Source organism: Paraburkholderia sp. RL17-347-BIC-D (genome assembly GCF_046027915.1).
Classification (GTDB): domain Bacteria; phylum Pseudomonadota; class Gammaproteobacteria; order Burkholderiales; family Burkholderiaceae; genus Paraburkholderia.
In genome coordinates this window covers 1-16,090 of the sequence record NZ_JARESS010000040.1, presented here as the reverse complement: position 1 = coordinate 16,090, position 16,090 = coordinate 1, and the positions used below count along the sequence as shown (strand labels likewise).

Genomic DNA, 16,090 nt, shown 5'->3' with positions numbered 1-16,090 from the left:
TGCTTCGATGAATTGCGTCGGTTAGTGCTTGAAATTAAAGCTAGATATTCATTCTATCGGAAATGCTTCCGGGGGCAGCGGCACCCCTGGCCGTGTCGGGGTATACGGGGAGTGGCATAGCGCTGCGAGTTTGGGCTGGAGCACGGCCCATAAAAACAAAAAGCCCGCCGGTGAGGGCGGGCTTTTCGAGTGCGGCAGGGCGGCTTACTGCGGGTGCCGGCCTGTTTCCACCTGTTGCATCGGCGCGCTGTCGGCAGGCGGCAGCGGTTTGCGTTCGCGCACCGCGCGAGCCGGCTTGACGGTCTGCGCAGCAGCTTCCTGAGCCGCGCGCAGCTTGTCGGCGTCGGTATTCACCCAGACGAGACCGGCTTGTTCCAGTACCGGCTTCAGGGCTTCCGCCGACGCGCCGCTATGACGGGGCGCTTGTTGCGGTGCTTGCGGCGCAACGGCGACAGGCGCCGGTTCGATCGCTGCCGGCTCGGCTGCCGGTGCCACCGCTGCCACGACCGGCTGCGGTTCGACGATCTCAGCTTGCGGCGCAGGTTGAACGGCCGGCGCTTCAACCACCGCGGCCGGAGCCACGGTTTCGACCGGAGCCGGCACAGCGGCTTGCGCTTCGACAACAGGCGCAACTGCCGGTGCCTCGACCTGCGCTTGAGCCGGGGCCTCAACACGTGCGACCGGTTCAACCAGCGAAACCGTTTCGTTAGCGGCCGGCGCGGCTTGCGCTGCTTCGACCGGCTCGACAGCGGCTTGCGTCACCGGCGTTTCGGCGACCGGCTCGACGGCTGCCGGCGCAACCGGCGCTTCCGCGACCGGTACCACCGTTTCCGTCTTTGCAGCCTTTTCGACGGCCAGTGCCGGTGTTTCGGTTGCGGCGTGCAGTTCGGTCACCACGGCTGTTTCAGTCGCGACAGCAGCGACCACCACTTCCACCGGCGTCACGTCCTTCGCCGCGGCGACTTCCGGCTTGCGCTCGACCGGCTGATGCGCCGTGCGCACCGGCGCTTCGTCGGTTGCGCTCGCGTTGTCGCCTTCAGCTTCCGCGACGTCCGCTGCCAGGTTGCCGTTCACGTCCTCTTCACGCTCACGACGGCCACCACGACGGCCGCGACGACGACGACGGCGCTCTTCACCTTCACGCGCCACCGCTTCCTGATCGATCGGCGCGCCGTTTTCGCCCAAGGCGGTCTGGTTTTGCACCAGTTCTTCCGCCGTTTGCGCTTCGCTTTGCGTCAGTGCATCCGCGGTTTCTGCTTGCGGCTTGCGGCGTTCGCCACGTTCCGAACGATCACCACGTTCACGGCGCTCGCCGCGTTCCTGACGTTCGCCACGCGGTGCGGCCTCCGCCGTTTCCGCGCGCTCGGCACCGCGATTGTCGCGGTCACGGGTTTCGCGACCCTCGCGCGGCTCACGGGCCTCGCGCGGTTCACGGCCTTCGCGTGCTTCACGCGGCTCGCGAGTGCCACGCGGTTCGCGCGGCTCACGGCCTTCGCGTGCTTCACGCACCTCACGGCCTTCACGCGGCTCGCGTTCCTCGCGGCGTTGCGACGGTTGCTGGCCTTGGGCTTGACGGCCGCCGGTCGTGCCTTCGCCACGGCCCGCTGCATCGCGAGTGCCCGTGCCGCTACGGCGATTACGGTTGCGATCGCCGCCGCGTTCGCCGGTGCGCTCACCGCGCTCCGTGCGTTCGCCGCGTTGCGGACGCGTCTGCTTTTCGGTCGTGGCCGGCGCGGCAGGCGCCGGAGCGGCCGGCTGCATGCCGAACAGATTCTTCAACCAGCCGATGAAGCCACCGCTCGCCGGCGTGACCGCGACCGGAGCCGGGGTGACGACCGGGCGAACCGGTGCGCTCGGCGCCGGCTTTTCAGGCGTGATGCCCTTGACCGCGGCTTCCTGCTTCGGCTTCACTTCCTCGGCACGCTTGCTGTAGCCGGTTTCCGATTCCAGTTCGCGGGCTGCTTCCTCGGCCATCTTCCACGAAGCACGCGGCTCGTCGAGGCGCGCGTCGTCGTGACGCAGACGCTCGAGCTTGTAATGCGGCGTGTCGAGGTGCTTGTTCGGGATCAGAACGACATTGACCTTGAAACGCGATTCGATCTTGTTGATCTCGGCGCGCTTTTCGTTCAACAGGAAGGCGGTCACTTCGACCGGCACCTGGCAATGAATTGCCGCGGTGTTTTCCTTCATCGCTTCTTCCTGAATGATCCGCAGCACTTGCAGCGCGGACGATTCGGTATCGCGGATGTGACCCGTGCCGTTACAGCGCGGGCAGGTCACGTGGCTGCCTTCCGACAAAGCCGGACGCAGACGCTGACGCGACAGTTCCATCAGGCCAAAACGCGAGATCTTGCCCATCTGGACGCGCGCACGGTCGTGCTTGAGGGCGTCTTTCAGGCGCTGTTCGACTTCGCGCTGGCTCTTGGCCGATTCCATGTCGATGAAGTCGATCACGATCAGGCCGCCCAGGTCACGCAGGCGCAACTGGCGGGCGACTTCGTCGGCGGCTTCGAGGTTGGTGCGCGCGGCCGTTTCCTCGATGTCGGCGCCCTTGGTGGCGCGTGCCGAGTTCACGTCGATCGCAACCAGCGCTTCGGTGTGGTCGATCACGATTGCGCCGCCCGAGGGCAGCGGCACCGTGCGCGAGTACGCCGTTTCGATCTGGTGTTCGATCTGGAAGCGCGAGAAGAGCGGCACGTCGTCGTGATACCGCTTCACCTTGCTGACATTATCCGGCATCACGATATCCATGAAGGCGCGTGCCTGGTCATGAATTTCGGTGGTGTCGATCAGAATTTCGCCGATGTCCGGCTGGAAATAATCGCGAATCGCGCGGATGACGAGGCTCGATTCGAGATAGATCAGCATCGGCTGGCCGCTCGAGCCGCTTTGCGACGCGGCTTCGATCGCGCGCCACAGTTGCATCAGGTAGTTCAGGTCCCACTGCAGTTCTTCGGCACTGCGGCCAATGCCGGCCGTGCGCGCGATGATGCTCATGCCTTCCGGCAGTTGCAGCTGCGCCATGGTTTCGCGCAGTTCCTGACGGTCGTCGCCTTCGATCCGGCGCGACACGCCGCCGCCGCGCGGGTTGTTCGGCATCAGGACTAGATAGCGGCCGGCGAGCGAGATGAACGTGGTAAGGGCCGCGCCCTTGTTGCCGCGTTCTTCTTTTTCGACCTGAACGATCAGTTCCTGGCCTTCGCGCAGCGCGTCCTGGATGCGCGCGGAGCGCATGTCGACGCCGTCGCGGAAGTACTGGCGGGCGACTTCCTTGAACGGCAGGAAGCCGTGGCGGTCTTCGCCGTAGTTGACGAAGCAGGCTTCGAGCGACGGCTCGATGCGAGTAATGATGCCCTTGTAAATATTGCCTTTGCGCTGTTCGCGCCCGGCGGTTTCGATGTCGATATCGATGAGTTTTTGCCCATCGACGATGGCGACGCGCAGTTCTTCCTGCTGCGTCGCGTTGAACAACATTCGTTTCATTGAACGGCTCCAGAGCGGCTTAGCCTGCCCCTTCACTGCGCGGTTGTCAGTCGCGAGAGCGAAGCGGGCAGCGGCATGCCGCGCCTTATTGTGTTTTCACAAGCACGCTGGAGCGGGAAAGCTGGTGGGAGAATTGCCTGGGAGGGCCCGGCCCCATTAAACAATGGGCACGGTGCCGCAGGGCACATGCGAACACGGCTTCAAATAACGACCCGACACGCCGCGGGTTATGCCGGCCGACCTTCATAAGCCTTCATCCACTCGCGCCGGTGCGCCAACTGGACGCGTGACCGGAGGGTCGAAGGCTGCGGTCGTGCCGCAGCGGGAAGTTCGCGCAGTCGGCGCGTCTTTTCCTGCTGGGGGTGTCTCGCCTCATTTTGACGTCGCCATGTCTTGTACTTTCTACAAGACGCCTCGGGCGCACGCCGTATTTTCGCAACTCGCAGCTTCGTACAGCAGGGCGTCAGACCGCCCGATACCGAAGCTGAAAGTTAAATTCTTTTTTACCAAAATTCCGTTACCGTCGAAGCCGACCTTGACCGAACGCGCCTGTGGGCGCCGTCCCTGCCGGGCACTGACTTCGTGCGTGCAACTTGTTGCATCTCATTTTCAGGGTGAGCAACCAGACCCCGGCGCAAGTAAAATAACGGTTTATCGCTTGCACCTGCGCAATCCGCCCGAATTCCGGACACTGCGCCGGCCGCCGCAGACTGCTGGGCAAATTATATTCAGAATGAAAGAGTTAGGCAAAATATCCCAGAAATCGGTCGCAAGCGACCAGGTCTCGATGATCGAGATCGACGACAGTGCGGCCGGACAGCGCATCGACAACTTCCTGCTACGCGTCTGTAAAGGCGTGCCGAAAAGCCATATTTATCGCATCCTGCGCAGCGGGGAAGTGCGTGTGAATAAGGGCCGGATAGATGCGCAGTACCGTCTCGAGCTCGGCGATCTGGTGCGCGTGCCGCCCATTCGCGTCGCTCAACAGAACGAAGCAGCTGCCCAGACACCGGTGCCGGCCGCCCATTTCAAGATTATTTTTGAAGACGAGCACATGCTCGTGATCGACAAACCGGCCGGCGTGGCGGTGCACGGCGGCAGCGGCGTCGCGTTCGGCGTGATCGAGCAGATGCGCGAGGCGCGTCCGCAGGCGAAATTCCTCGAATTGGTGCATCGGCTGGATCGTGAGACGTCCGGCATTCTGATGCTCGCCAAGAAGCGCTCGGCGCTCGTCAATCTGCACGAGCAGATTCGCGAGAACAAGATGGATAAGCGCTACTATGCTTGCGTTCACGGCGACTGGGCGAGCGACTGGGGCCGCCGCCGCGCGGTCAAGGAGCCGCTGCACAAGTATTTGACGGCCGACGGCGAGCGTCGCGTGCGCGTTCAGCCGGACGGACTCGCGTCGCACACGGTGTTCAATCTGATCGACCGCTGGCCGGAGTACGCGCTGCTCGAGGCGGAACTGAAGACGGGCCGCACGCATCAGATTCGCGTCCACTTGCAGCATCTGGAACTGCCGATCGTCGGCGACGCCAAATACGGCGACTTCGCGCTGAACAAGGCGTTGGCGCGCGCCAACGCCAAGCCTGGCCTGAAGCGCATGTTCCTGCACGCTTACCGGCTGAAGCTCACGCACCCGGCAACCGGCGCGCCGCTGCAGTTCGAGGCGCCGTTGCCGGCCGAATGCTGCAGCTTCATCGCACAGCTCAACGAATTACGAAATGGGTCAAACCCGGAGACGACACCGCATGGCTAGAGAGCAATTTGATCTGATCGTCTTCGACTGGGACGGGACGCTAATGGATTCGACCGCGCACATCACGCGCAGCATCCAGTCGGCGTGCCGCGATCTCGGTTTGCCGGTTCCCGCGGACGAGGCGGCCAGCTATGTGATCGGCCTCGGGTTGCGCGACGCGTTACAGATTGCCGCGCCCACGCTCGATCCTTCGGATTATCCGCGACTGGCCGAGCGCTATCGCTTCCATTATCTGGTGAAGGATCAGACCACCGAGTTGTTCGCCGGTGTGCGCGAAATGCTGCAGGAATTGCGCGATCAGGGCTATCTATTGGCCGTGGCGACGGGCAAGAGCCGCGTCGGGCTGAATCGAGCTTTGGATCAGTCGCGCCTGACGAGCCTGTTCGACGGCACCCGCTGCGCCGACGAGACGTTCTCGAAGCCGCACCCGGCGATGCTGCACGAATTGACGCGCGAACTGGGGCAGGACAACGCACGTACAGTGATGGTCGGCGACACGACACACGATCTGCAAATGGCGATCAATGCGGGCGTCGCGGGCATTGGCGTCACATACGGGGCGCATCCTGCGGATTCGTTGAGCGCGTTGTCGCCGAAATTCGTTGCGTCGAGCGTCAGTGTGCTGTCCGGCTGGTTGCGAGAGAACGCATGAGCACCGCTGCCACGCAAGCGCCGGCGGCGGCGGTTCGCGTCTGCGCATCGGACGAATTGGTCGACGGCGGCGCGGGCGTGCGCCACGCGGCGAAGCTCGGTGGCGGCGACGCGGTCGTATTTTTTGTTCGCTATGATGGCCGCGCATACGGCTACCTGAACCGCTGCGCCCACGTGCCGATGGAGCTGGACTGGGCCGAAGGGCAGTTCTTCGAATCGTCCGGTTTATACTTGATGTGCGCTACACATGGCGCGATTTACGCGCCGGATACGGGCAAATGCGTCGGTGGTCCGTGCCGCGGCGGCCGATTGCGGCCAGTTCAGGTGGACGAACGTGATACGCCGGAAGGCCGTGCCGTATTCTGGCTGCCCGACGGCGAACTTCGCCCGGCCACACTCTGATTTTCTCCCTTTCGACCTTTCCACTGCACCGCATGTCCGACAATTTGACTCCCGAGCCGAAGGAACCGTCCCTGACAGGCCGCCCCCGCACGCCTGCCGATGAGCCGGGCTGGGAACGCGCCGCGCTCGAGCGTATCGCGCTCGCGGCGATCAACGAGCAGCGCGCGGCGCGGCGATGGAGGATCTTTTTCCGCTTCGTTTTTCTGATCGTAGTGCTGCTGGCAATTTGGGCTGCCATCGACTTCTCCGGCGACAAGGTCGTCGCCACAGGCCGTCACACGGCCATGGTGACGCTTGACGGCGAGATATCGGCGGATACGAACGCGAACGCGGAAGATGTCAACGCGGCGCTGCAAAGCGCGTTCGACGACGCGGGCACCGCCGGCGTGATCCTTCGCTGCAATAGCCCGGGCGGCAGTCCGGTGCAGGCGGGCATCATCTATAGCGAAATTCGCCGCTTGCGCGCCAAATATCCGTCGATTCCCCTGTATGTGGTCGTCGGCGACATGTGTGCGTCGGGCGGCTACTACGCAGCGGCGGCGGCTGACAAGATTTATGTCGACAAGGCGAGCATCGTCGGTTCGATCGGTGTGTTGATGGATAGCTTCGGTTTTACCGGGTTGATGGATAAGCTTGGGATTCAGCGGCGTCTGCACACATCGGGTGAGAACAAGGGATTTTTCGATCCGTTCTCGCCGGAAACACCGAAGATGGACGAACATGCTCAGGATATGCTCGATCAGATCCACGCGCAGTTCATCGACGCGGTACGCCAAGGGCGCGGCAAACGTCTGCATGAAACACCGGACATGTTCTCGGGCCTTTTCTGGACGGGCCAGAAGAGCGTCGAACTCGGCCTTGCCGACGGTTTCGGTGACGCGGATTACGTGGCGCGCGATCTGTTCAAGGCACCGGATATCGTCGATTACACCGTGAAAGAGAGCATTACGGACCGCGTTGCGCGCAAATTCGGCGCGGCGGTCGGCAGTGGCGCGGTTCACGCCATGGCGCTCGGCGGGAAGATGAATCTGCGTTGATCTGCTGTCGGTATTAAAAAAGCCCCGCGTGATCGGAATTCGATGATCGCGCGGGGCTTTTCGTTTTCCGCTTGGTTTTCTATGCGGTTTGGGTCAAACGGCCAGGATCAGAAAAATAGCCGGTCGTTTGTGCAGATCGATCGCTGGCTTTTTCTTCCAGTCAGCCACGGTGCGGCTGGCGATAGTCTCCGTTTCCAGCGTCAGATCGACCGCTACGCACACGAGCGTGGACGGCGAGCACGTCGCCAGCAGCGTGTCGAGCAACGCGCGATTCCGATAGGGCGTTTCGATAAAGATCTGCGTTTGCTTGCCTTTGCGCGACTGTTGCTCCAGGTCTCGCAGACGCTTGGCGCGCTCCGCGGCGTCGACCGGCAGATAGCCGTGGAACGCAAAGCTCTGCCCGTTGAGCCCCGAAGCCATCAACGCCAACAGAATCGAGCTCGGGCCGACAAACGGGACGACCTTCACGCCGCGCTCATGCGCGCGGCGCACCAGCAGCGCGCCGGGGTCGGCGACCGCCGGGCAGCCCGCTTCGGAAACCAGACCCGCGTCCGTGCCGCCGAGAAGTGGCGCGAGCAGCTTGTCGATCTCGCCGGCCGGCGTATTCACATTCAGTTCGCGGATCTCGATTTCCTGGATCGGCCGTTCCGTGCCGACCTTCTTGAGGAAAGCGCGCGTGGTTTTCGCGTTTTCGCCAATGTAATAGTGAAGCGAGGCGGCGCGGGCGCGTACCGGCGCGGGCAGAACGGCGTCGAGCGCCTCGGCGTCGCCTTCGCCCAGCGTGTTCGGAATCAGATAGAGCGTGCCGCTCATTGAGCCCCCAATAGTGGATAACCCACCGCGAGCAGCATGCGCGACAGCGCGATCAACGGCAGGCCGACGAGCGCGGTCGGGTCGTCGGAATGGATGGCCTCGAGCAAGGCGATGCCGAGCCCTTCGGATTTGGCGCTACCCGCGACGTCGTACGGCGTTTCGGCTAGCAGGTAGGCTTCCAGCGTCGAGTCCGGGAGGTGGCGGAAATGGACGCGGGTAATCACGTCGACGGCTTGTACGTTTCCCGAGCGACTGTCGAACAGACACAGTGCACTATGAAACAGCACTTCGCGGCCGCACATCGCCTGCAACTGGGCGAGCGCCTTGTCGTGCGATCCCGGCTTGCCGATCTGCAGACCGTCGTAAGTGGCGACCTGGTCGGAGCCGATCACGAGCGCCGCTTCACCGGCGCCGAGTCCGCCGGCTACCGCGCGAGCCTTGGCTTGCGCGAGCCGCAGCGCGGTGACTTCGGGCGTTTCGTCGGCGAGCGGCGTCTCGTCGATCGCGGGCACGACGACATCGAACGGCACGCGCAGACGTTCAAGCAGTTCGCGACGATACGGCGAACTCGACGCCAGAATCAGGCGTGGCGGGCGATTGGGGGAATCTGGCATGGGCAATCAGCGGCTAGAGTGGCGGGGTGTATGGGGTTGCGCGAAGCTCGCGCGCGTACGGGCTTAAGTGTTTGACTCGAAAAGACAAAACGGATATGATTTTGGGCTTTTCATCGGTATGCTTGCGCTAAGCGGGTCTCGGCGTGTGTCAACTGCGGTGCTAACTGCAGGCAACACATGGGTCTCGCGGGCTGTCTTGCAAATCAGTTATCAGTTATACCTCGCGGTTTATACCCGGCGAAATCTTTGCCGACGCAGGAGCGCACATGACTCAACATCCTGGCAACCCTGCAGGTCTGTCCGACCCGCACGATATCGATCTGTTCGAATTTGCGCGGAGTGGGCGTCAGGCCGCGGGTGTCGTGCGCGTCTCGCAACTGCCGCGCATGTTAAACGAAGTCCCGGCAGAAGCGCCAGACCGCGATACCGCGTTCACCTGGCAAGCCGAAGGCACGACGCAGCCGGAATTGCAGGACGACGGCACCGAGGGTCCCCAGCCTTATTTGAGGATGGCGATTCACGGCGCCGCATGGCTCGAATGTCAGCGGTGCATGACACCGTACTTGCAGGCATTCAACGTCGATGCGACTTACCGGATCGTCAACACTGAGGCGGAAGCCGAAGAGTTTCCGCTCGACGAGGATGAAGTCGAAGTGATCGTGGGTTCGAACCATTTCGATCTCATCGACTTGATCGAAGAAGAGTTGCTGCTTTCCTTGCCGCTCGTGCCCAAGCACGAGGTCTGCCCCGAAGTGCACGAGAGTCTCGTCTCTGGTGTGGCCGGTGCCGAAGGCGAGGGCGACGAGGGCGCACTGGACGAAGCTGGCGAGGGCGGCGAGCCCGAACGGCCCAATCCGTTTGCGGCGCTCCAGAGTCTGAAGCGCGGTGAGCCGGACGACAAGAAGCACTGAACAGTTGCATGGGAGCGCGATGCGGGCGCATTGGCCATTCGGCCAGTGGCGGAGACCGGATCGGGCTGTGTTAGAATTCGGAAAATTTTTAGGAGTTAGTCATGGCAGTTCAACAAAATAAGAAGTCGCCGTCGAAGCGCGGCATGCACCGTTCGCACGATTTCCTGACGGCAGCGCCGCTGGCCGTGGAACCGAGCACGGGCGAAGTGCATCTGCGTCACCACGTGAGCCCGAACGGCTACTATCGCGGCAAGAAAGTCGTCAAGACGAAGAACGATTAATCGTTTCACTGCGCGTTTCGTTGCGTGTCGCCCTGTGGCGTTTCGCGTGGCGATCGGCTCGCTTGACATTTTCCCGGCTCGGCAAAAAGGCGGCATTCAATTGCCGCTTTTTTATGTCGATCGCAGTTGGCGCTTTGGCGCTTGCTATGATCCCATGCAGGGCGTCTGAAATTCGTCGCACTCCATGACAGTAAAGCTCACGATAGATTGCATGGGAGGCGACCACGGCCCGTCCGTGACCGTTCCCGCTGCCGTCAACTTCGTTCGTTCGCATCCCGACGCGCAATTGCTGCTCGTTGGCATTGAAAGTGCGATTCGTGCGCAGCTGAAAAAGTTGAAGGCTCAGGACCTGCCGGCGCTGACCGTCGTACCCGCTTCCGAGATCGTCGCCATGGACGATCCGGTCGAAGTCGCGCTGCGCAAGAAAAAAGATTCGTCCATGCGCGTGGCGCTGAACCGCGTCAAGGAAGGCGAGGCGCAAGCCTGCATTTCCGCCGGCAATACCGGCGCGCTGATGGCGGTCTCGCGCTATGTGCTGAAAACGCTGTCGGGCATCGAACGCCCGGCCATTGCGTCAGCGCTGCCCAATCCCAATGGCTACACGATGATGCTCGACCTGGGCGCCAACGTCGACTGCGAGCCGCAGCATCTGCTGCAATTCGCGGAGATGGGGCATGCGCTCGTGTCCGCGCTCGAGGGTAAGGATCGGCCCACCATCGGCCTGCTGAACATCGGCGAAGAAGTCATCAAGGGCAACGACACCATCAAACGTGCCGGCGAACTGCTGCGCGCGAGTACACTTAACTTTCACGGTAACGTTGAAGGTAACGATATCTTCAAGGGCACGGTCGACGTGATCGTCTGCGACGGTTTTGTCGGCAATGTCGCCCTGAAGACGTCGGAAGGCCTCGCGCAGATGCTGTCCAACATCATCAAGGAAGAGTTCGGCCGTTCGTGGCTCACCAAAGTGATGGCGGTGCTCGCCTTGCCGGTATTGATGCGCTTCAAGAAACGCGTCGATCATCGGCAATACAATGGCGCCGCGTTGCTCGGCCTGCGTGGGCTGGTGATCAAAAGCCACGGTTCGGCAGATGCTTACGGGTTTGAGTGGGCTATCAAACGCGGGTATGATGCCGTCAAAAACGGCGTGCTGGAACGCCTTGCGCGAGCGATGGAAGAGAATGCGGGTTCTCTCGAACAGGCGGCGCGCGACGCGAGCGGTGCGGGTCACGCAAGCCCGATCGCAGGCCAGCCCGCCGAGCCCTACGCTGCGCAATCCTCGAAGGCATAATGGCTCAATCGACAATTTATTCCCGCGTGCTGGGCACCGGCAGCTATCTGCCGTCCCAACGCGTCACCAATCAGGATCTGGCCGAACGTCTCGCCAAGCAGGGCGTCGAGACGAGCGACGAGTGGATCGTCGCCCGCACGGGCATTCATGCGCGCCACTTCGCGGACCCTGATGTCACGACCAGCGATCTGGCGCTCATCGCTTCGCAACGCGCGATCGAAGCCGCGGATATCGACCCGCAGTCCATCGATCTGATCATCGTCGCCACCTCCACGCCGGACTTTGTGTTCCCGAGCACGGCGTGCCTGTTGCAAAACAAGCTCGGCATCAAGAATCACGGCGCGGCATTCGACGTGCAGGCCGTCTGTTCCGGGTTTGCTTATGCGGTCGCCACGGCGGACAGCTTCATTCGCAGCGGTCAGCATCGCACGGCGCTCGTGATCGGTGCGGAAACCTTCTCACGCATTCTCGACTTCAACGACCGCACCACGTGCGTGCTGTTCGGCGACGGCGCGGGCGCGGTGATCCTGCAGGCGTCCGAAGAACCGGGCGTGCTGGCAAGCGCGTTGCACGCGGATGGCAGCCATTCGAACATTCTCTGCACGCCGGGCAACGTGAATGGCGGTGTGGTGGCCGGTAGCGCGTTCCTGCATATGGACGGGCAGGCCGTGTTCAAGCTCGCCGTCAACGTGCTCGAAAAGGTCGCGGTCGAAGCGCTCGAGAAAGCCAATCTGTCGGCTGAACAGGTCGACTGGCTGATTCCGCATCAGGCGAATATTCGCATCATGCAAAGCACCTGCCGCAAGCTCGGCTTGCCGCAGGAACGCATGGTCGTCACGGTGGGCGAGCACGGCAACACGTCGGCTGCGTCCATTCCGCTCGCATTCGACGTCGCGGTGCGCGACGGCCGCATCAAGCGCGGCCAGAACGTGCTGATCGAAGGTGTCGGCGGCGGCTTCACGTGGGGCGCGTCGGTTATCCGTTACTGATAGCGGCGACGTTATGGCGAGCGCGCTTCGCGGCGCTCGACTACGCTTGAGCGCGCTCGCCGTCAACTGAGCGCGCCACCCACATCTGACTAAATCGATTTTGGGGACGATATGAAATTTGCGTTCGTTTTTCCTGGGCAAGGTTCGCAGTCGGTCGGCATGCTCAACGCATTCGCCGATCACGCGGTCGTGCGTGAAACGGTTCAGGAAGCCTCCGATGCGCTCAATCAGGACCTCGGCAAGCTGATCGCCGAAGGCCCCACCGAAGATCTGAACCTCACGACCAACACCCAGCCGGTCATGCTGACCGCCGCTTATGCGATGTATCGCGCTTGGCTGCAGGCTGGCGGCCCGAAGCCGGCGCTCGTCGCGGGCCACAGCCTCGGCGAATACACGGCGCTGGTCGCGGCGGGCGCGATCGCGTTTCGCGATGCCGTGCCGCTCGTGCGTTTTCGCGCGCAAGCCATGCAAACGGCCGTGCCGGTCGGTGAAGGCGGCATGGCCGCAATTCTCGGTCTCGACGACGACACGGTGCGCGCGGTGTGTGCCGAAGCGTCGGTCGTGGGCGTCGTCGAAGCGGTGAATTTCAATGCGCCGGCGCAGGTTGTGATCGCGGGCCATAAAGCCGCGGTCGAAAAGGCTTGCGAAGTCGCCAAGGCGAAGGGCGCAAAGCGCGCGTTGCCGCTGCCGGTCTCGGCGCCGTTTCACTCGTCGCTGCTCAAGCCGGCCTCGGATCAGTTGCGTGAGTATCTGGCAAGTGTCGACGTGCAGGTGCCGGCGATTCCGGTGATCAACAACGTCGACGTCGCAGTGGTCAACGAGCCGGCCGGGATCAAGGACGCATTGGTGCGCCAGGCGGCCGGCGCGGTGCGTTGGGTCGAAAGCGTGCAGGCCATGTCGGCTCAAGGCGTCACGCATGTGATCGAATGCGGTCCGGGCAAGGTCCTTGCGGGTCTGACCAAGCGCATCGACGGCAACCTGGTTGGTGCGTCGATTTTCGATCCGGCTTCGCTCGAAGAAACGCTCAAACTCGTGAAGGCAGGCTGAACGCAACGTCGCGCGGCACCTGGCAGCAGGCGCTTCGCGACGGCATCAGGGCTGCGCATCAAGAATCAATCAGCCCTCCGAAGGGCATCCGGACTGACAGATGGAAAAGACTCTCGACAAGCAGATCGCAATCGTCACCGGCGCGTCGCGCGGCATTGGCCGTGCGATCGCCATGGAACTGGCGCGCCAGGGCGCGACGGTGATCGGCACGGCGACCAGCGAAAGCGGCGCGGCCGCCATCAGCGAAGCGTTTAACGCGGCCGGCGTGAACGGCCGCGGCGCGGTGCTCAACGTGAACGACGCGGCTGCGGCGGAAGCGCTGATCGACGGCACGGTAAAGGAATTCGGCGCACTGCACGTGCTGGTGAACAACGCCGGCATCACGCAGGATCAACTCGCGATGCGCATGAAGGACGACGATTGGGACGCGGTGGTCGACACCAACCTCAAGTCGGTGTTCCGTCTGTCGCGCGCGGTGCTGCGTCCCATGATGAAGGCGAAGGGCGGCCGCATCATCAACATCACGTCGGTGGTCGGCTCGGCCGGCAACCCTGGGCAGATCAATTACGCGGCCGCGAAAGCGGGCGTGGCGGGCATGACCCGCGCGCTCGCACGCGAGATCGGCAGCCGCGGCATAACGGTGAATTGCGTGGCGCCGGGCTTCATCGATACCGACATGACCAAGACTCTGCCGGAAGAGCAGCAAGCGGCGCTGAAAACGCAGATTCCGCTGGGCCGCCTCGGCAGCCCGGAAGATATTGCGCACGCCGTGGCGTTTCTGGCATCGCCGCAAGCCGGGTATATCACCGGCACGACACTGCATGTGAACGGCGGAATGTACATGGCGTAACCAAATTCGGTTACTATCCGCGCCTTGATGCGTTTGTAAATGCGTAAGGCGCATGCCTTGACAGCAACCCGATGCGCCGCTTTTTTGCCGGGTCAAACCTGATAAAATGCGCGCACCTGTATTTTTGAACTTCTTTTCCCTTGGAGGGGTAATGGACAATATCGAACAGCGCGTCAAGAAAATTGTCGCAGAACAACTGGGCGTTGCAGAAGCTGAGATCAAGAACGAAGCTTCGTTCGTGAACGACCTCGGCGCCGACTCGCTCGACACCGTTGAGCTCGTGATGGCCCTCGAAGACGAATTCGGCATGGAAATTCCGGATGAAGAAGCCGAGAAGATCACCACCGTTCAGCAAGCGATCGACTACGCTCGCGCGAACGTCAAGGCCTAAGGTCATTCGCGCCCGCGTTTCTGCGTTGGCGGCGTATGACGCCCTGCCGTGTCGGTTGCCGACGCCAGCAGGGTTGGCGTTTTTTGCCGCGCGTTTTGCCAAGCAGGAGCCAGCGATGTTGACTGCGCAATTTTTCGCGCGATTGCCGAGTTAAACAGCCACAGGGCATACAGGGCAAGTTCCTGTGGCCGCTGTGGCTTTTGCTTTTGTCATCTATGAAAAAGGGGTTACCGTGAGCCGCCGTCGTGTTGTTGTTACAGGCCTGGGGCTGATTTCGCCTGTTGGCAATAATGTTGCCGACGGCTGGGCCAATCTGGTCGCCGGCAAGTCGGGTATTGCCAATATCACGAAGTTCGATGCGTCGAACTTTTCGACTCGTTTCGCCGGCGAGGTGAAGGGCTTCAATATCGAGGACTACATCCCCGGTAAGGAAGCGCGCCACATGGATACGTTCATCCACTACGGCGTGGCTGCAGGCATCCAGGCGATGCAGGACAGTGGCCTCGAAGTCACCGACGAGAATTCGGAGCGTATCGGCGTGGTGGTCGGTTCGGGCATCGGCGGTCTGCCGATGATCGAAGTGACGCAAACCGAACTGCTCAATCGCGGCCCGCGCCGGATTTCGCCGTTCTTCGTGCCGGCGTCGATCATCAACATGATCTCCGGCCATCTGTCGATCAAGTTCGGCATCAAAGGCCCGAATCTGGCGATCGTCACCGCCTGTACCACCGGCCTGCACTGTATCGGCGAGGCTTCGCGTCTGATCGAATACGGCGACGCCGACGTGATGATCGCGGGCGGTGCGGAATCGACCGTGTCGCCGCTCGGTATCGGCGGCTTTGCGGCGGCGCGCGCGCTGTCGCAACGCAATGACGATCCGGCAACGGCGAGCCGTCCGTGGGACAAGGATCGCGACGGTTTCGTGCTGGGCGAGGGCGCCGGCGTGATGGTGCTCGAAGAGTACGAACACGCGAAGGCGCGCGGCGCGAAGATTTACGCCGAAGTCAGCGGCTATGGGATGAGCGGCGACGCCTATCACATGACCGCGCCGCTGGAAGACGGCGACGGCGCCCGCCGCTGTATGCTGGCTGCGTTGAAGAACGCGGGCATCAACACGGATCAGGTGAACTACCTGAACGCGCACGGCACGTCCACGCCGCTTGGCGACCTGGCCGAAACAACCGGCATCAAGCGCGCTTTCGGCGACCACGCCAAAGACATGGTCGTGAACTCGACCAAGTCGATGACGGGTCACCTGCTGGGCGGCGCCGGCGGTCTGGAGTCGGTGTTCACCGTGCTGGCCGTGCATCATCAGGTGTCGCCGCCGACGATCAACATCTTCAACCAGGATCCCGAGTGCGACCTGGACTACTGCGCCAACACCGCGCGGGAGATGAAGATCGACGTCGCGCTGAAGAACTCGTTCGGGTTCGGCGGCACGAACGGCACGCTGGTCTTCAAGCGCGCCTGATCGCCTGATAGTTGGTGACGCGCCAGTCGACGGCGCCGGCTCTGCCGGCGCTTTCCCCTGAATCGGCCACGCCCGACGGAGCGCCGCAGCGGCAGTCTGA

General features: G+C 62.6%; 15 protein-coding genes. 12 read left to right on the top strand and 3 right to left on the bottom strand.

Annotated elements, in window-relative coordinates; translation table 11 throughout:
* Positions 1-204 precede the first annotated feature (204 nt).
* Positions 205-3,483 carry an Rne/Rng family ribonuclease gene (locus tag P0D96_RS35420; protein ID WP_408318307.1) on the bottom strand — a complete coding sequence of 1,093 codons (3,279 nt, stop codon included), beginning with the start codon at positions 3,481-3,483 and terminating at the stop codon, positions 205-207.
* A gap of 733 nt (positions 3,484-4,216) precedes the next feature.
* Between P0D96_RS35420 and P0D96_RS35415 the strand changes: the two genes are divergently transcribed.
* Genes P0D96_RS35415 through P0D96_RS35400 form a run of 4 tightly spaced genes read left to right on the top strand, consistent with a single transcriptional unit; the run spans position 4,217 to position 7,332 of the window.
* On the top strand, positions 4,217-5,242 hold the full coding sequence (locus tag P0D96_RS35415; protein ID WP_408181052.1) for an RluA family pseudouridine synthase: 1,026 nt from the start codon (positions 4,217-4,219) through the stop codon (positions 5,240-5,242).
* Complete coding sequence (locus tag P0D96_RS35410) at positions 5,235-5,894, top strand: HAD-IIIA family hydrolase (RefSeq protein ID WP_408181051.1); 660 nt, start codon at positions 5,235-5,237, stop codon at positions 5,892-5,894. Before P0D96_RS35415 ends, P0D96_RS35410 begins: the two co-directional genes overlap by 8 nt.
* Complete coding sequence (locus P0D96_RS35405) at positions 5,891-6,295, top strand: Rieske (2Fe-2S) protein (protein WP_408318305.1); 405 nt, start codon at positions 5,891-5,893, stop codon at positions 6,293-6,295. Before P0D96_RS35410 ends, P0D96_RS35405 begins: the two co-directional genes overlap by 4 nt.
* 32 nt (positions 6,296-6,327) lie before the next feature.
* A complete protein-coding gene (locus P0D96_RS35400; RefSeq protein ID WP_132373565.1) occupies positions 6,328-7,332 on the top strand; it encodes a S49 family peptidase in 1,005 nt (334 codons plus the stop codon).
* Positions 7,333-7,425: 93 nt separating this feature from the next.
* On the opposite strand, the gene P0D96_RS35395 is transcribed toward P0D96_RS35400, so the two are convergent.
* Together P0D96_RS35395 and P0D96_RS35390 are read right to left on the bottom strand one after the other, a co-directional pair.
* Positions 7,426-8,145 carry an SAM-dependent methyltransferase gene (locus tag P0D96_RS35395; protein ID WP_408318303.1) on the bottom strand — a complete coding sequence of 240 codons (720 nt, stop codon included), beginning with the start codon at positions 8,143-8,145 and terminating at the stop codon, positions 7,426-7,428.
* Positions 8,142-8,759, bottom strand: a complete 618-nt coding sequence (locus P0D96_RS35390) for a Maf-like protein (protein ID WP_408318301.1) — start codon at positions 8,757-8,759, stop codon at positions 8,142-8,144. The genes P0D96_RS35395 and P0D96_RS35390 overlap by 4 nt, the downstream gene beginning before the upstream one ends.
* A gap of 266 nt (positions 8,760-9,025) precedes the next feature.
* Between P0D96_RS35390 and P0D96_RS35385 the strand changes: the two genes are divergently transcribed.
* The 8 genes from P0D96_RS35385 to fabF all read left to right on the top strand — a co-directional run bounded on the left by P0D96_RS35385 (position 9,026) and on the right by fabF (position 15,990).
* On the top strand, positions 9,026-9,670 hold the full coding sequence (locus P0D96_RS35385) for a DUF177 domain-containing protein (protein WP_132373568.1): 645 nt from the start codon (positions 9,026-9,028) through the stop codon (positions 9,668-9,670).
* A 101-nt stretch (positions 9,671-9,771) separates the two neighbouring features.
* Complete coding sequence (gene rpmF, locus P0D96_RS35380) at positions 9,772-9,951, top strand: 50S ribosomal protein L32 (protein ID WP_006051932.1); 180 nt, start codon at positions 9,772-9,774, stop codon at positions 9,949-9,951.
* 184 nt (positions 9,952-10,135) lie between these two features.
* Positions 10,136-11,242: a phosphate acyltransferase PlsX gene (gene plsX, locus P0D96_RS35375; protein ID WP_132373570.1), complete on the top strand. Its 1,107-nt coding sequence runs from the start codon at positions 10,136-10,138 to the stop codon at positions 11,240-11,242.
* On the top strand, positions 11,242-12,231 hold the full coding sequence (locus tag P0D96_RS35370) for a beta-ketoacyl-ACP synthase III (protein WP_132373571.1): 990 nt from the start codon (positions 11,242-11,244) through the stop codon (positions 12,229-12,231). Before plsX ends, P0D96_RS35370 begins: the two co-directional genes overlap by 1 nt.
* A 111-nt stretch (positions 12,232-12,342) precedes the next feature.
* Complete coding sequence (gene fabD, locus P0D96_RS35365; protein ID WP_408181046.1) at positions 12,343-13,278, top strand: ACP S-malonyltransferase; 936 nt, start codon at positions 12,343-12,345, stop codon at positions 13,276-13,278.
* A 100-nt stretch (positions 13,279-13,378) separates the two neighbouring features.
* Positions 13,379-14,128 carry a 3-oxoacyl-ACP reductase FabG gene (gene fabG / locus P0D96_RS35360; protein WP_132373573.1) on the top strand — a complete coding sequence of 250 codons (750 nt, stop codon included), beginning with the start codon at positions 13,379-13,381 and terminating at the stop codon, positions 14,126-14,128.
* A 151-nt stretch (positions 14,129-14,279) separates the two neighbouring features.
* On the top strand, positions 14,280-14,519 hold the full coding sequence (gene acpP / locus P0D96_RS35355) for an acyl carrier protein (protein ID WP_004197638.1): 240 nt from the start codon (positions 14,280-14,282) through the stop codon (positions 14,517-14,519).
* 232 nt (positions 14,520-14,751) lie between these two features.
* A complete protein-coding gene (gene fabF / locus P0D96_RS35350; RefSeq protein WP_132373574.1) occupies positions 14,752-15,990 on the top strand; it encodes a beta-ketoacyl-ACP synthase II in 1,239 nt (412 codons plus the stop codon).
* Positions 15,991-16,090: the final 100 nt, after the last annotated feature.

Excerpts from the sequence above, each read along its gene's own strand:
- P0D96_RS35420 (WP_408318307.1), bottom strand. The coding sequence starts at position 3,483 with ATGAAACGAATGTTGTTCAACGCGACGCAGCAGGAAGAACTGCGCGTC.
- P0D96_RS35415 (WP_408181052.1), top strand. The coding sequence starts at position 4,217 with ATGAAAGAGTTAGGCAAAATATCCCAGAAATCGGTCGCAAGCGACCAG.
- P0D96_RS35410 (WP_408181051.1), top strand. The coding sequence starts at position 5,235 with ATGGCTAGAGAGCAATTTGATCTGATCGTCTTCGACTGGGACGGGACG.
- P0D96_RS35405 (WP_408318305.1), top strand. The coding sequence starts at position 5,891 with ATGAGCACCGCTGCCACGCAAGCGCCGGCGGCGGCGGTTCGCGTCTGC.
- P0D96_RS35400 (WP_132373565.1), top strand. The coding sequence starts at position 6,328 with ATGTCCGACAATTTGACTCCCGAGCCGAAGGAACCGTCCCTGACAGGC.
- P0D96_RS35395 (WP_408318303.1), bottom strand. The coding sequence starts at position 8,145 with ATGAGCGGCACGCTCTATCTGATTCCGAACACGCTGGGCGAAGGCGAC.
- P0D96_RS35390 (WP_408318301.1), bottom strand. The coding sequence starts at position 8,759 with ATGCCAGATTCCCCCAATCGCCCGCCACGCCTGATTCTGGCGTCGAGT.
- P0D96_RS35385 (WP_132373568.1), top strand. The coding sequence starts at position 9,026 with ATGACTCAACATCCTGGCAACCCTGCAGGTCTGTCCGACCCGCACGAT.
- rpmF (WP_006051932.1), top strand. The coding sequence starts at position 9,772 with ATGGCAGTTCAACAAAATAAGAAGTCGCCGTCGAAGCGCGGCATGCAC.
- plsX (WP_132373570.1), top strand. The coding sequence starts at position 10,136 with ATGACAGTAAAGCTCACGATAGATTGCATGGGAGGCGACCACGGCCCG.
- P0D96_RS35370 (WP_132373571.1), top strand. The coding sequence starts at position 11,242 with ATGGCTCAATCGACAATTTATTCCCGCGTGCTGGGCACCGGCAGCTAT.
- fabD (WP_408181046.1), top strand. The coding sequence starts at position 12,343 with ATGAAATTTGCGTTCGTTTTTCCTGGGCAAGGTTCGCAGTCGGTCGGC.
- fabG (WP_132373573.1), top strand. The coding sequence starts at position 13,379 with ATGGAAAAGACTCTCGACAAGCAGATCGCAATCGTCACCGGCGCGTCG.
- acpP (WP_004197638.1), top strand. The coding sequence starts at position 14,280 with ATGGACAATATCGAACAGCGCGTCAAGAAAATTGTCGCAGAACAACTG.